The sequence below is a fragment of the Stappia sp. P2PMeth1 genome, assembly GCF_900185735.1.
GTDB lineage: Bacteria > Pseudomonadota > Alphaproteobacteria > Rhizobiales > Stappiaceae > Stappia.
The window spans coordinates 173,487-186,929 of the sequence record NZ_FYAW01000050.1; the positions used below are offsets into that span (position 1 = coordinate 173,487).

Sequence of the window (13,443 nt, forward strand, 5' to 3'; positions counted from 1 at the left end):
AACGCGCATTCCTGCCGGCAAAGCATCCGGCTTGCCCGCACCCCGGTCGGGGAGATAGGGTGCGCGGATGTGACCGCGCCTCGAGCCCGCGGACGGGCGAGGCGCCCTGCGCGGCCGGCGCTGGCTGCCGGGGCAGGACTTCTGGAGGATATCGCCACCGTGAAATATGTCAGTACGAGGGGCGAGGCGCCGGTTCTCGGATTTGCCGATGTGCTTCTGACCGGGCTCGCCGCCGATGGCGGCCTCTATGTTCCCGAAACCTGGCCGCGACTGTCGCGCGAGACCATCGCCGGCTTTGCCGGGCGTCCCTATGCGGAGGTGGCGCAGGCGGTGATCGAGCCCTTTGTCGGCGACGACATCGCCCGCGAGGATCTTTCCGCGATGATCCGCGAGGCCTATGCGGGCTTTCGCCACCCGGCGGTGACGCCCCTGGTGCAGGTGGCGCCGAACCGCTTCGTGCTGGAACTGTTCCACGGCCCGACGCTCGCCTTCAAGGACGTGGCGATGCAGTTGCTGGGCCGGATGATGGACCATGTGCTGGCCGCCCGCGGCAAGCGCGCCACCATCGTCGGCGCCACCTCGGGCGACACCGGCGGGGCGGCGATCGAGGCGTTTCGCGGCCGCGAGCGCACCGACGTGTTCATCCTGTTCCCGGACGGGCGCGTCTCCGACGTGCAGCGCCGGCAGATGACGACGCCCACGGAAGCCAATGTCCATTCGCTGGCGCTTTCCGGCACGTTCGACGACTGCCAGACGATCCTCAAGGGCATGTTCACCCATGCCGCCTTCCGCGAGCGGGTGCAGCTTGCCGGCGTCAACTCGATCAACTGGGCCCGCATCGTCGCGCAGGTGGTCTATTATTTCGTCGCCGGCGCCGCCCTCGGCGCGCCGCACCGCCCGGTCTCCTTCACCGTGCCGACCGGCAATTTCGGCGATATCCTCGCCGGCTATGTCGCCGCCAAGATGGGCCTGCCGGTCGAGCGGCTGGTGATCGCCACCAATGCCAACGACATCCTCGCCCGCACGCTGGAGACCGGCGCTTACGAGACCCGCGGCGTGGTGCCGACGACCTCGCCGTCGATGGACATCCAGATCTCGTCCAACTTCGAGCGGCTGCTGTTCGAGGTGCACGGACGCGACGGCGGCGAGATCCGCTCGCTGATGGCGCGGCTCGGCCAGTCCGGCCGCTTCGAACTGGCGGCCGGCCCGCTCAAGGCGATCCGCGAGGGCTTCGACGCCGGGCGCTGCGGCGAGGCGGAGACGGCCGCGACCATCGAACGGACGCTGCGCGAGACCGGCTATCTGCTCGACCCGCACACGGCGATCGGCCTGCATGTCGCCGAGCAACAGGGGGAGGGCGCTGCGCCGATGGTGGTGCTGGCGACGGCGCATCCGGCGAAGTTCCCCGATGCGGTGGAGGCGGCCTGCGGCGTACGCCCGGCGCTGCCGCCGGAGCTGGAGCCGATGATGAGCGCGCCCGAGCGCTTCACGAAGGTGGCGGCCGAGCGGGGTGCGGTGGAACGGCATGTCCTCGACACGGCGCGCGCGGCGACGATGGAGGTGTCGTGATGCAGGTGCGGGTAACGAGGCTGGCCAACGGCCTCAGGGTCGTGACCGACACCATGGCGCATCTGCGCACCGCCGCGCTCGGCGTCTGGGTGGGGGCGGGCTCGCGCTCCGAACTGCCGGAGCAGAACGGCATCACCCATCTGCTGGAACACATGGCGTTCAAGGGCACGGCGACGCGCTCGGCCCGCCAGATCGCCGAGGAGATCGAGGCGGTCGGCGGCGAGCTCAACGCTTCAACCAGCGTCGAGCACACCAACTACCATGCCCGCGTGCTGGCGGAGGACGTGCCGCTGGCGGTCGAACTGCTCGCCGACATCCTGCAGAATTCCAGCTTCGACCCGGAGGAACTGGCGCGCGAGAAGCACGTCATCCTGCAGGAGATCGGCGCCGCCCACGACACGCCCGACGACAAGGTGTTCGACCAGTTCCAGGAGACGGCCTGGGCGCGGCAGGCGATCGGCCGGCCGATCCTCGGCACCCGCGAGACGGTGATGTCGTTTTCGCCCGAGGACCTGCGCGCCTATCTTTCCGAGCACTACCGGGCCGACAACATGGTGCTGGCGGCGGCCGGCGCGGTCGATCACGACGCGGTGGTGGCGCTGGCACAGCAGCATTTCGGCGCCCTCGCCGGCACGCCGGGCGCGGCGCCGGCACCGGCCCGCTACACCGGCGGCAGCACGCTGCTGGAACGCGAGCTGATGGAGGTGCAACTGGTCCTCGGCTTCGAGGGCGTGCCCTACCGGGCGCCGGACTATTATTCCACCCAGGTGCTGGCCTCGGTGATGGGCGGGGGCATGTCCTCGCGCCTGTTCCAGGAGATCCGCGAGAAGCGCGGCCTGTGCTACGCGATCTATGCGTTTCACTGGGCGTTCCAGGACACCGGCCTGTTCGGCATCCACGCGGCCACCGGCGAGGAGGATATCGGCGAACTGTTCCCCGTGCTGGTCGACGAACTCGGCCGCGCCGCGCAGGACATCGAGCAGGCGGATATCGACCGCTCGAAGGCGCAGATCCGCGCCGGCCTGATGATGTCGCTGGAAAGCCCGGCCGCCCGCGCCGGCCAGATCGCCCGCCAGTTGATGATCCATGGCGAGGTGCTGTCGCTGGAGGAGATCCAGGCGCGCATCGGCGCGGTGACGCTGGAGACGGTGCGCAGCGCCGCCGCCAAGACCTTCGCCGGAACGCCGAGCCTGTCGGTGGTCGGGCCGAAGACCAGCGGCCTGCCGCTGGCCCTCGATGCGGCGGCGGTGGCCGAGCGGCTGGGCCACCGGCCGGCCCGCGCCGTCGGCGCCTGAGACCCGCGCGGAGGCGGCGATGTCCCTGTTCCGGGTCTTCTCCGGCTCAGAGCCGGTCCGGACCCTGGTGGCGGGGGAGGGGGAGAACGCCCTCTTGCTGCGCCAGCCGCAGCCGCAGGACTATGGTGAGTGGGCGGCGCTGCGCGAGGCGAGCCATGCCTTCCTGCAGCCCTGGGAACCGCAATGGGCGGCGGACGAACTGTCCCGCGCCGCCTATCGCCGCCGGCTGCGCCGCCATGCCCGCGAGATGCGCGAGGACCGGGCCTATCCGTTCTTCCTGTTCCGCCTCGCCGACGGGGTGCTGGTGGGCGGGGCGACGCTCTCCAACATCCGCCGCGGCGTCGCCCAGACCGCCTCGCTCGGCTACTGGATGGGCGCCCCCCATGCCGGACGCGGCCATATGGGCCGGGCGGTGCGGGCGCTGCTCGGCTTCGCCTTTTCCGACCTGTCGCTGCACCGCATCGAGGCGGCCTGCCTGCCGCATAATGTCGCCTCGCGCCGGCTCCTTGAAAATGCCGGCTTTTGCCGCGAGGGCTATGCCCGCCGCTACCTGCGCATCGCCGGCGAGTGGCAGGACCACCTGCTGTTCGCCCGTCTTGCCGGCGACACCGCGGCGTCCGAGGGGCTTGCCACCATCTCCGCCGCGAGCGTTGCCGCCTGGCAGGTGCGGGCCGGAACAGGGGTCGGATCGGGGGCCGGAACGGGGACCGGAACAGGGACCAGCGGCGCCGCCGGAGAGAAAGAAATCTTGTGAGATGGAATGGATGCCGATAAGTCTCCGGCACCGTAAGATGTGCGAAGTGAAACGGGATAACCGCTTGCCCCTGTTCAGGCTCCTAATGGTCGCGCTGGCGGCGTGGCTGTATGCCTTCGCCCCGGCAGCGGCAATCGAGGCCGTCGAGGTCCGCGCTTCCACCGACGCGCTGGATCTGACCCGCGCCCTCGACCTTTATCCCTATGAGGGCCCCAGCCTGCAGGTCTCGACCTCGCCCGGCGCCGACGGCATCGTCCGGCGTATCGAGGTGAATTCCCGCGACGGCACCAACACGAGTTGGGCGGTGTTCGCCCTGTCCAATCCCGGCGACGAGCAGATCGACCGGCTGATCGTCGCGCCGTTCTTCCAGCTCGTCGGATCGCGGCTGATCTGGCCGGATCTCGGCGCCTCGCGCATCGCCTCGATCACCCCGAGCCAGGGCATCGCCCCCGAGCGGCAGTCGAGCCAGGAGGCGGACGTCTTCCTGATCACCCTCGATCCCGGCGCGGTGGTGACCTATGTGGTGGAACTGCGCACGCCGGAGGTGCCGCAACTGCGCCTGTGGGAGCCGACCGTCTACAAGGACACGGTCAACGCCTATACGCTGTATCGCGGCATCATTCTCGGCATTTCCGGCCTGCTGGCGCTGTTCCTGACCATCCTGTTCGTGGTCAAGGGCACGATCATGTTCCCGGCGACGGCGGTGCTGGCCTGGGCGGTGCTGGCCTATCTGACCATCGATTTCGGGTTCTGGAACAAGGTCCTGCAGATCACGCCGGGCGACGAGCAGCTCTATCGCGCCTGCGCCGAGGTGGCGCTGGCGGCGAGCCTGATCATCTTCCTCTACGCCTATCTCAACCTCAACCGCTGGCACATCCGCTACAGCCACCTGGCGCTCGGCACCCTGATCCTGGTGCTCAGCCTGCTCGGCATCGCCGTCTGGGACCCCTCGGTCGCCGCCGGCATCGCCCGCATCTCGCTCGGCATCATCGGCGTGCTCGGCTTTGCGGTGATCGCGGCGCTGGCGCTGCAGGGCTACGACCGGGCGATCATGCTGGTGCCGACCTGGGTGCTGCTGCTGTCCTGGCTGGTCGGCGCGGCGATGACGGTGACCGGGTCGCTCGCCAACGACATCGTCCAGCCGGCGCTGGCCGGCGGGTTGGTGCTGATCGTGCTGCTGATCGGCTTCACGGTGATGCAGCACGCCTTCGCCGGCGGCGCCATCGCGCAGGGGCTGATTTCCGACGTGGAGCGGCGGGCGCTGGCGCTGACCGGCTCCGGCGACATCATCTGGGACTGGGATGTCGACCGCGACCGCATCTCCACCGGCAACGAGGTGGAGGACCTGCTCGGCCTCAAGCACGGCCTCCTGGAGGGGCCGGCGCGCGACTGGCTCGACGTGCTGCATCCGCAGGACCGCGACACGTTCCGCTCGACGCTCGACGCGGTGATCGACCAGCGCCGCGGGCGCATCTCGCAAGCCTTCCGCCTGCGCGCCGACGACGGTCATTTCCGCTGGTTCCGCCTGCGCGCGCGCCCCATCGTCGGCTCCGACGGCGAGGTGATCCGCTGCGTCGGCACGCTGCTCGACATCACCGACCAGAAGGTGACCGAGGAACGGCTGCTGCACGACGCGGTGCACGACAACCTGACCGGCCTGCCCAACCGCGAATTGTTCATGGACCGGCTGCAGGCGGCGATCGCCCGCTCGCGTGCGGAAAAGCTCGGCCGTCCTTCCGTGCTGATCATCGATCTCGACCGCTTCAAGCAGGTCAACGATTCCATCGGCCTGTCGGCCGGCGACAGCATCCTGCTGACCATCGCGCGGCGGGTGTCGCGCCAGCTCAAGCCGCAGGATTCGCTGTCGCGCCTGTCCGGCGACACCTATGCGCTGCTGCTCTTGTCCGAACAGTCGGCCGACCGCATCGCCGCCTTCGCCGATGCGGTGCGCCGGGCGGTGCGCTCGCCGATCACCTTCGGCGAGCGGGAAGTGTTCCTGACCGCCTCCGTCGGCATCGCCATCTACGAGGCGGACGGCACCTCCGCCGCCGAACTGATGCGCGAGGCGGACATGGCGATGCATCACGCCAAGCGGCTCGGCGGCGACCGGGTCGAGGTGTTCCGCCCGACGCTGCAGACCGGCACCCGCAGCCGCGCCGAGCTGGAGGGCGATCTGCGCAAGGCGCTGAAGACCGACGGCATCACCGTGTTCTACCAGCCGATCGTCCGCCTGGTCGACCGCTCGATCGCCGGCTTCGAGGTGCTGGCGCGCTGGAACCACCCGACGCGCGGTGCGATCTCGCCGACCGAGTTCATCCCCATCGCCGAACAGTCGGGCCTGATCAACGAACTGGGCCTGTTCGTGCTGGACAAGGGCGCCCGGCAACTGGCCGAGTGGCAGGAGAGCTTCCGCCTGCCGCTGCCGCTGTTCGCCAGCGTCAACATCTCCTCGCTGCAACTGCTGCGCCACGACCTGATCAACGACGTCAAGTCGGTGCTGTCGCGCTCGTCGCTGGCGCCGGGAACGCTGAAGCTGGAGCTGACCGAATCGGTGGTGATGGCCAATCCGGAATATTCGGCGCGGATGCTGGAGCGGCTGCGCGCGCTCGGCGCCGGCCTGTCGCTGGACGATTTCGGCACCGGCTATTCCAGCCTCAGCTACCTGCAGCGCTTCCGCTTCGACACGATCAAGGTCGACCAGTCCTTCGTGCGCCCGAACGGCCGCAGCGCCCGGCCGGTGATCCTGCGCTCGATCATCGCGCTCGGCCACGATCTCGGCATGCAGGTGGTGGCGGAAGGGGCGGAGAGCGAGTCGGATTCGCTGGAGCTGCACCAGCTCGGCTGCGAATACGCGCAAGGCTTCCTGTTCGGCCAGCCGATGGAAGCGGCCCAGGCGACCAGGATGCTGCAGGCGGAAATGGACGCGCTGCGGGCGTAGGCCGCGCGGGGACTTCGGATCCCTTTTTCCCAATCCCAAAAAGGCAACTGAATGGTTGCCTTTCAATCCGCTTGCTGTAAGGTGAAAGGCAACCGGAGGGTTGCGCAATGAGTGACAGGATCGTCAAGACAGTAGAGCTGAGAGCGCCGGTGTCGCGGGTCTGGCGGGCTTTGTCGGACCATGAGGAGTTCGGCGCGTGGTTCCGGGTCAGGCTCGACGGGCCGTTCGTGCCAGGTGGCATCTCGACCGGCCGGATGACCTATCCCGGCTACGAACACTATCCCTGGCTCGCCACTGTGGAGAAGATGGAGCCCGAGAGGCTGCTCTCGTTCCGCTGGCACGATTTCGACGAGGCGTCCGGGCTTGCCGTCGCCGACCAGTCGACAACGCTGGTCGAGTTCCGGCTCGAGCCGGTGGCGGGAGGAACCCTGCTGACGATCACCGAAAGCGGCTTCGAGGCACTGCCGGAGCATCGGCGCCTCGAGGTCCTGCGCGGCAATACGCAAGGTTGGAACATCCAGGCGGAGAACATCGCCCATCATGTTGCCGAGTGAGGTCGAGACGTCGTCCGCCGCGTCGGTGTTCGCGGCGCTGGGGGACAGGACCCGCCTGACGCTGCTGTCGCGGCTGGCCGAGGGACGGGCGCAGTCGGTCGTCGAACTGACCCAGGGCACCGGCCTGACCCGGCAAGGCATCAGCAAGCATCTGGCCGTTCTGGAGGAGGCGGGCGTCGTCGCCAGCGCGCGCGTCGGCCGCGAAACCCGCTTCGCCATCCGGCCGGCCGCACTGGCCGAGGCCGGCCGCTATCTGGAGCGGGCCTCGCGGCAATGGGACGACGCCATCGGCCGGCTGCGCAAGCTCGTCGAGGATTGACGGCGCGGGGTGCTTTCCCGGCCTATCTTTTCTTGAACGGTGCCATGCCCTTGCGGGCGAGTTCGTCGGCACGCTCGTTGTCGTCGTGCCCGGCATGGCCCTTGACCCAGTGCCAGGTGACGTCGTGGCGCGCGCGCGCCGCATCCAGCGCCTGCCACAGTTCGGCATTCTTCACCGGCTTCTTGTCGGCGGTGCGCCAGGCATTGCGCTTCCAGTTGTAGAGCCACTTGGTGATGCCGTCGCGCACATAGGTGCTGTCGGTGTGCAGCTCGACCTTGCACGGCCGCTTCAGCGCGTTCAGCGCCTCGATGGCGGCGGTCAGCTCCATCCGGTTGTTGGTGGTCTGCGCCTCGCCGCCGCACAATTCGCGCTCATGCGCGCCGAAGCGCAGGATCGCGCCCCAGCCGCCCGGCCCCGGATTGCCCGAGCACGCCCCGTCCGTGTGGATGGTGACGCGCATGCGCTCCGCCTCGCTCACGGGGCGAGCCCGTAGTCGGAGGCGGTGGCGACGCCCTGGTGGAAGCGCAGCTTGCGCAGGTATTCGCGCGGGTCCTTCGGCGTCACCAGCGCGCCCGGCGGCACCCGCAGCCAGTCGTGCAGCCGCGTCAGCAGGAAGCGCAGCGCCGAGCCGCGCGCCAGCAGCGGCAGGGCGTCGAACTCGGCGGCGGTGAAGTCGCGCACCTGGCGATAGCCGTTGAGCAGCGCCCGCGCCTTGGTGACGTTGAAGGAGAGGTCCGGCTCGAAGCACCAGGCATTGAGGCAGATGGCGACGTCATAGGCGAAGGCATCGGTGCAGGCGAAATAGAAGTCGATCAGCCCGGACAGGCGCTCGCCGATGAAGAAGACATTGTCGGGGAAGAGATCCGCATGGATGACGCCGGAGGGAAGGCCGCTCGGCCAGCGGCTCTCCAGATGGTCGAGCTCGGCGGTGAGCTCGGCCCCGAGCCCTTCCACCACCGTGTCGGCCTGGTCGAGCGAGGCGCCGAGCAGCGGCCGCCAACTGTCGACCGACAGGGTGTTGCGGCGCCGGCCGGAAAAATCCGCGCCGGCGAGATGAAAGCGGGCGAGCGCCTCGCCGAGCGCGGCGCAATGCGTCCGCTTCGGCCGGCGCACCCACATGCCGTCGAGGAAGGAGATGATCGCCGCCGGCCGGCCGGCGAGTTCGCCCAGCATCGCGCCGGAGCGGGCGGCGACCGGCTGCGGACAGGAGATGCCGCGCGCCGCCAGATGGCGCATCAGCTCCAGGAAGAACGGCAGGTCGGCCGGGTCCACCCGCTTCTCGTAGAGCGTCAGGATGAAATAGCCGGCGGTGGTGTGCAGCAGGAAGTTCGAGTTCTCGACGCCTTCGGCGATGCCCTTGAGGGCGAGCGTGTCGCCGATGTCGTAGAGGGCGACGAAGGCCTCAAGGTCCTCGTCCGAGACGTCCGTATAGACTGCCATGGGGTGCCGGTTTCGTGTTCGCTTGAAGGACGCGGGACGCGCGGGATGGATGGGGCGGGGCTACTCGGCGGCGGCCTCGCGCAGGGCGCGCGGCAGGTTGAAGGAAATCGTCTCCTCGGCCGTGCGCACGCTGTCGACGGTGACCTCGTAGCGCTGCGCAAAGGCGGCGATGATCTCCTCCACCAGGACCTCGGGCGCGGAGGCGCCGGCGGTGATGCCGAGGCGGGTGAGCGGCGGCAGCAGGTCCCAGGGGATGTCGGCGGCGCGCTGGACGAGGAGCGCCACCGGGCAGCCGGCGCGCTCGGCGACCTCGCGCAGGCGCTGCGAGTTCGACGAATTCGGCGCGCCGACGACGATCAGCGCCTCGACCTGCGGCGCGACGGCCTTCACCGCCTCCTGCCGGTTGGTGGTGGCGTAGCAGATGTCGTCCTTGTGCGGGGCGACGATGTCGGGGAAGCGGGCGGCCAGCACCTCGACGATCTCGGCCGTGTCGTCGACCGACAGGGTGGTCTGGGTGATCCAGGCGAGCGGCCGGTCGCCGGCCGGCTCGAAGCGGCGCGCGTCCTCCACCGTCTCGACCAGGCGCACCGCGCCCTCGGGCAACTGGCCCATGGTGCCGATCACCTCCGGATGGCCGGCATGGCCGATCAGCACGATCTCGCGGCCGCGGCGGAAATGGATCTCCGCTTCCTTGTGGACCTTGGAGACCAGCGGGCAGGTGGCGTCGAGATAGAACATGTTGCGGGCGCGCGCGTCCTCGGGCACCGACTTCGGCACGCCATGGGCGGAGAACACCACCGGCCGGTCGTGGTCGCCGTCCGGGATCTCGTCCAGCTCCTCGACGAAGACGGCGCCCTTGGCCTTCAGGCTCTCGACGACGAACTTGTTGTGCACGATCTCGTGGCGGACATAGACCGGCGCGCCGAAACGCTCCAGCGCCAGCTCGACGATCTGCACGGCGCGGTCGACGCCGGCGCAAAAGCCCCTCGGCGCGCAAAGCAGCACCTGGAGCGGCGGGCGGTTTCCGGCGGTCGGGTGTGAAGCCAACAGGGCCTCCTTGCAGTCGGCGCCGGCGGGGAGCCGCGGCGCACGGGCTTTGCTGGCAATAGAGGTACGGGGGCAGGGCGTGTCAAGGGGTGGGCAAGGCGGGCGGGGCGCAACAGCGCGGCTTTGCCGGCTCGCGATCCGGCACCCGGTCGGCGCTGGACAGGCGCCCGGCGGCGGCGGCTCGCCAAGCGGCGGCCCGCCTGATATAGACGTTGCCCGAACGAGTTCGCGTCCTTGAGCAGAATTGGGAAGATTGGCATGCAGCACGCCGACTGGATCCGCCGTACGGGCCCGCTCGCCTCGCTGGCGCTTGGCCTTGCCGTTGCCGGCTGCGGCGCAGATATCTCCGGCGTCGGCGACGATGTCGCCAAGACGGTTATCTCCGGCAACGCCTCCGACAAGTCGGTGGTCGAGGGGATCAACCCCGACACGTTCCGCCGGGAGGTTCCCTGTCCGCCGCTGGAGGTGGAGCCGGGCCACTATCTGCTGATGATCCACGACCGCGGCAAGGACGACGACCCCAAGGCGCTGCGCTACCAGGCGAATATCGAGAACTGGGCGCGGCGCTGCGTGCGCGACGGCGGCGACGGCGTGCTGATGACCGTCGGCGTCTCCGGGCGCGTGACGCCCGGCCCGGCCTGGCAGGGCGGCGAGGTGCTGCTGCCGATCCGCCTGTCCATCGTCAACACCGCGCCCGGCGGCCCCAAACCGGTGGTGCGCCAGCTCGCCGTGCCGGTGACGCTGGGCGCCGGGTCGCCGGCCGAACAATGGGCGCTGGTGGAGGAGAATGTCGCTATTCCCCAGACCGCTTCGACCAAGGTGCAGATTGCGCTGGACGAGAAGGGAAAACGGCGGCAATAGGAGGGGCGTGTTGACAGGGCGACAGGCGCTGTCGACAATGCGACATGCTGGTGCGGTGAATTTGAAATACGCCTTCGGGTGGCAGCAGGCTGAGAGCGTATTTCAAATTCGAAAACCGCACCAGAAAACGTGAATTTTCCTGTCGCCCATATCTGAAGTTCGTTCAGAGCGTGCTGTGAAACGTGACGAACTTCAGATATGGGTGACAAGGCGGCGTGGACGTTGTGCGCCGCCGGCAGGGACCTGAAGACGGCACGTCTTCGCGATCCTGCTTCAAGGACTTGCGGGAGAGGTCGGCATCCCGGATGCCGGCGCCGAAGGAGCAACCGCCCCGGAAACTCTCAGGCAAAAGGACCGCAGGTCGAGCAACGCTCTGGAAAGAAGTCCGGACCGCCCTTCGGGTCGGGGCCGGGCTCACCGAAGGAGTAACCGCCTCACATTCGGGCGCCGGTCACGGACCGGAGGCCGGGCGGGAAATCTCTCAGGTCGTCAGGACAGAGGGGGTGCGTGGATACGAAACGTGTTCGCGTCACCAGACCCTCTAGCGCCAGGACGACCACATGGCCGATCACGCCGACGGATCCCCGGTTTCGACGCCCCTGCTTTCAACGCCCCTGACGGACCTGCACCGCGAGCTCGGTGCGCGTCTCGTGCCCTTCGCCGGCTACGAGATGCCGGTCCAGTATCCCGCCGGCATCATTGCCGAGCACAGCCACACCCGCGAGAAGGCCGGTCTCTTCGACGTGTCGCATATGGGCCAGGCCTGGCTGATCGGCCCGGACCACGCGACGACGGCCCGCGCGCTGGAGGCGATGGTGCCCTCCGACGTCGCCGTGCTGAAGCCCGGCCGCCAGCGCTACACCGTGCTGCTCAACGCCGAGGGCGGCATCGTCGACGACCTGATGGTCTCGCGGCCGCAAGGCGCGGAGAATGACGGCCGGCTGTTCCTGGTCGTCAACGCCTCGCGCAAGGCGGTCGACTACGAACTGATCGCGGCGAACCTTCCGGGCAACGTGAAGCTGGAGCCGATCGAGGACCGGGCGCTGATCGCGCTGCAGGGGCCGATGGCGGCCGAGGTGATGGCCTCCCATGCGCCGGCCGCCGCGGACATGGCCTTCATGGGCGTTGCCGAAATGGAATTCGACGGCATCGCCGTCTACGTGTCGCGCTCCGGCTATACCGGCGAGGACGGCTACGAGATCTCCGTGCCGGCGGGGGCTGCCGAGCCGCTGGCCCGCGCCCTGCTCGCCGACGAGCGCGTCGCCCCGATCGGCCTCGGCGCACGCGATTCGCTGCGGCTCGAGGCCGGGCTCTGCCTCTATGGCCACGACCTCGACGAGACCACCTCGCCGGTCGAGGGCGCGATCACCTTCGTGCTGCAGAAGCGCCGCAAGGACGAGGCCAACTTTCCGGGCGCTGCCCGCATCCTCTCCGAACTGGCGGAGGGACCCTCGCGCGTGCGCGTCGGATTGATGCTGGCGGGGCGCGCCCCGGCGCGCGAGGGCGCGGAGATCCGCGCCACTGATGGCAGCGCCATCGGCGTTCTGACCTCGGGCGGCTTCGCGCCGACGCTCGGCGCCCCGATTGCCATGGGCTATGTCGACCCGGCCCATGCGGGCGTCGGCACGCCGGTGAAGCTCGTCGTGCGCGGCCGCGAGTTGGAGGCGAGCGTCGCCGACATGCCGTTCGTTCCCCAGCGCTACCATCGCAAGCCGTCGGCCTGACGGCCTCGAAACTCCATTGTTGCAGATAACCTGAAGCGGCCTGAAGGCCTTCCGGAGGACCAAGTGAAATGAGCACCCGCTACACCGAAGACCACGAGTGGATCACCGTCGCCGGCGACGTCGCCACCGTCGGCATCACGACCTACGCCCAGGAACAGCTCGGCGATGTCGTCTTCGTCGAACTGCCCGAAGTCGGCCGCACGGTCTCCAAGGGCGACGAGGCGGCGGTCGTCGAGAGCGTCAAGGCGGCCTCCGAGGTCTATGCCCCGCTCGACGGCGAGGTGGTCGAGGCCAACAGCGTGCTGGCCGACGAGCCGGGCAAGGTGAACGAGGACCCGGAAGGCGCGGCATGGTTCGTCAAGATCCGCATGTCCGATGCCTCGCAGCTCGACGACCTGATGGATGCGGCGGCCTACAAGGCCTATATCGAGACGCTCTGAGCGATGGCACGGCATCTCTACCGGGCCGATGTGAGCTGGCGGCGGCAGGGCGACTTCGCCGCCAATGCCTATAGCCGCGGCCATGACTGGTCCTTCGACGGCGGCATCACCGTGCCGGCCTCGGCCTCGCCGAGCGTCGTGCCGCTGCCCAACTCCGTCGAGGCGGCGATCGACCCGGAAGAGGCCTTCGTCGCGGCGATCTCGAGCTGCCACATGCTGTGGTTCCTCGACTTTGCCCGCCGCGACGGGCTCACTGTCGAGAGCTATGCCGACGCGGCCGAGGGCATCATGGAACGGGTCGCGCCGGCCAGGATGGCCGTAACCCGTGTGGTGCTGCGCCCGCGGATCGTGCTGGCCGGCGACGCGCTGCCCGAGCCGGGCCGGCTCGACGCCCTGCATCACCAGGCCCACGAGGCCTGTTTCATCGCCAATTCCGTGAAAAGCGAGATCGTGGTCGAGGCCTTGCCCGCCACGCTTGCCGACAACCGCCAAGGAGCGTGAC

13 protein-coding genes and 1 riboswitch are annotated in these 13,443 nt (G+C 69.1%); of the genes, 10 read left to right on the forward strand and 3 right to left on the reverse strand.

Annotation, left to right across the window (positions count from 1 at the left end):
- The first annotated feature begins 159 nt into the window (after nucleotides 1-159).
- From thrC to P2PM1_RS23525, 6 genes are all read left to right on the forward strand, one after another.
- Entirely contained in the window at nucleotides 160-1,569 is a 1,410-nt protein-coding gene (gene thrC, locus P2PM1_RS23500) for a threonine synthase (RefSeq protein WP_186400752.1), read from the forward strand.
- Nucleotides 1,569-2,864 (forward strand): pitrilysin family protein, encoded by a 1,296-nt coding sequence (locus tag P2PM1_RS23505; RefSeq protein ID WP_186400753.1) that lies wholly within the window; start codon nucleotides 1,569-1,571, stop codon nucleotides 2,862-2,864. The genes thrC and P2PM1_RS23505 overlap by 1 nt, the downstream gene beginning before the upstream one ends.
- Before the next feature lie 19 nt (nucleotides 2,865-2,883).
- Nucleotides 2,884-3,618 carry a GNAT family N-acetyltransferase gene (locus P2PM1_RS23510; protein ID WP_186400754.1) on the forward strand — a complete coding sequence of 245 codons (735 nt, stop codon included), beginning with the start codon at nucleotides 2,884-2,886 and terminating at the stop codon, nucleotides 3,616-3,618.
- 64 nt (nucleotides 3,619-3,682) lie between these two features.
- Nucleotides 3,683-6,556 (forward strand): EAL domain-containing protein, encoded by a 2,874-nt coding sequence (locus P2PM1_RS23515; RefSeq protein ID WP_186400755.1) that lies wholly within the window; start codon nucleotides 3,683-3,685, stop codon nucleotides 6,554-6,556.
- A gap of 107 nt (nucleotides 6,557-6,663) precedes the next feature.
- The gene (locus P2PM1_RS23520) at nucleotides 6,664-7,110 is read left to right on the forward strand and encodes an SRPBCC family protein (protein ID WP_186400756.1); all 447 of its coding nucleotides are present in this window, start codon (nucleotides 6,664-6,666) and stop codon (nucleotides 7,108-7,110) included.
- Complete coding sequence (locus P2PM1_RS23525; protein ID WP_186400757.1) at nucleotides 7,097-7,429, forward strand: helix-turn-helix transcriptional regulator; 333 nt, start codon at nucleotides 7,097-7,099, stop codon at nucleotides 7,427-7,429. The genes P2PM1_RS23520 and P2PM1_RS23525 overlap by 14 nt, the downstream gene beginning before the upstream one ends.
- 22 nt (nucleotides 7,430-7,451) lie before the next feature.
- On the opposite strand, the gene rnhA is transcribed toward P2PM1_RS23525, so the two are convergent.
- From rnhA to ispH, 3 genes are read right to left on the reverse strand one after another with little or no spacing between them, the layout of a single operon-like run.
- A complete protein-coding gene (gene rnhA, locus P2PM1_RS23530; RefSeq protein ID WP_186400782.1) occupies nucleotides 7,452-7,889 on the reverse strand; it encodes a ribonuclease HI in 438 nt (145 codons plus the stop codon).
- Nucleotides 7,890-7,903: 14 nt separating this feature from the next.
- Nucleotides 7,904-8,869 (reverse strand): homoserine kinase, encoded by a 966-nt coding sequence (thrB, locus tag P2PM1_RS23535; RefSeq protein WP_186400758.1) that lies wholly within the window; start codon nucleotides 8,867-8,869, stop codon nucleotides 7,904-7,906.
- 60 nt (nucleotides 8,870-8,929) lie between these two features.
- Nucleotides 8,930-9,916: a 4-hydroxy-3-methylbut-2-enyl diphosphate reductase gene (ispH, locus tag P2PM1_RS23540; protein ID WP_186386956.1), complete on the reverse strand. Its 987-nt coding sequence runs from the start codon at nucleotides 9,914-9,916 to the stop codon at nucleotides 8,930-8,932.
- Nucleotides 9,917-10,174: 258 nt separating this feature from the next.
- On the opposite strand from ispH, the gene P2PM1_RS23545 reads away from it, so the two are divergent.
- The 4 genes from P2PM1_RS23545 (at nucleotide 10,175) to P2PM1_RS23560 (ending at nucleotide 13,442) form a co-directional block, all read left to right on the forward strand.
- Complete coding sequence (locus tag P2PM1_RS23545; RefSeq protein WP_186386955.1) at nucleotides 10,175-10,777, forward strand: hypothetical protein; 603 nt, start codon at nucleotides 10,175-10,177, stop codon at nucleotides 10,775-10,777.
- A 274-nt stretch (nucleotides 10,778-11,051) separates the two neighbouring features.
- Nucleotides 11,052-11,144: riboswitch (glycine riboswitch) on the forward strand.
- Between the two features lie 193 nt (nucleotides 11,145-11,337).
- Entirely contained in the window at nucleotides 11,338-12,501 is a 1,164-nt protein-coding gene (gene gcvT / locus P2PM1_RS23550) for a glycine cleavage system aminomethyltransferase GcvT (protein ID WP_186400759.1), read from the forward strand.
- A 68-nt stretch (nucleotides 12,502-12,569) separates the two neighbouring features.
- Nucleotides 12,570-12,941: a glycine cleavage system protein GcvH gene (gcvH, locus tag P2PM1_RS23555; RefSeq protein WP_186386953.1), complete on the forward strand. Its 372-nt coding sequence runs from the start codon at nucleotides 12,570-12,572 to the stop codon at nucleotides 12,939-12,941.
- Between the two features lie 3 nt (nucleotides 12,942-12,944).
- Nucleotides 12,945-13,442, forward strand: a complete 498-nt coding sequence (locus P2PM1_RS23560) for an OsmC family protein (RefSeq protein WP_186400760.1) — start codon at nucleotides 12,945-12,947, stop codon at nucleotides 13,440-13,442.
- Nucleotide 13,443 lies beyond the last annotated feature (1 nt).

Bases quoted from the DNA above. Each gene is read 5' to 3' on its own strand.
- P2PM1_RS23505 (WP_186400753.1), top strand. From the start codon at position 1,569: ATGCAGGTGCGGGTAACGAGGCTGGCCAACGGCCTCAGGGTCGTGACC.
- P2PM1_RS23510 (WP_186400754.1), top strand. From the start codon at position 2,884: ATGTCCCTGTTCCGGGTCTTCTCCGGCTCAGAGCCGGTCCGGACCCTG.
- P2PM1_RS23520 (WP_186400756.1), top strand. From the start codon at position 6,664: ATGAGTGACAGGATCGTCAAGACAGTAGAGCTGAGAGCGCCGGTGTCG.
- P2PM1_RS23525 (WP_186400757.1), top strand. From the start codon at position 7,097: ATGTTGCCGAGTGAGGTCGAGACGTCGTCCGCCGCGTCGGTGTTCGCG.
- rnhA (WP_186400782.1), bottom strand. From the start codon at position 7,889: ATGCGCGTCACCATCCACACGGACGGGGCGTGCTCGGGCAATCCGGGG.
- thrB (WP_186400758.1), bottom strand. From the start codon at position 8,869: ATGGCAGTCTATACGGACGTCTCGGACGAGGACCTTGAGGCCTTCGTC.
- P2PM1_RS23545 (WP_186386955.1), top strand. From the start codon at position 10,175: ATGCAGCACGCCGACTGGATCCGCCGTACGGGCCCGCTCGCCTCGCTG.
- gcvT (WP_186400759.1), top strand. From the start codon at position 11,338: ATGGCCGATCACGCCGACGGATCCCCGGTTTCGACGCCCCTGCTTTCA.
- gcvH (WP_186386953.1), top strand. From the start codon at position 12,570: ATGAGCACCCGCTACACCGAAGACCACGAGTGGATCACCGTCGCCGGC.
- P2PM1_RS23560 (WP_186400760.1), top strand. From the start codon at position 12,945: ATGGCACGGCATCTCTACCGGGCCGATGTGAGCTGGCGGCGGCAGGGC.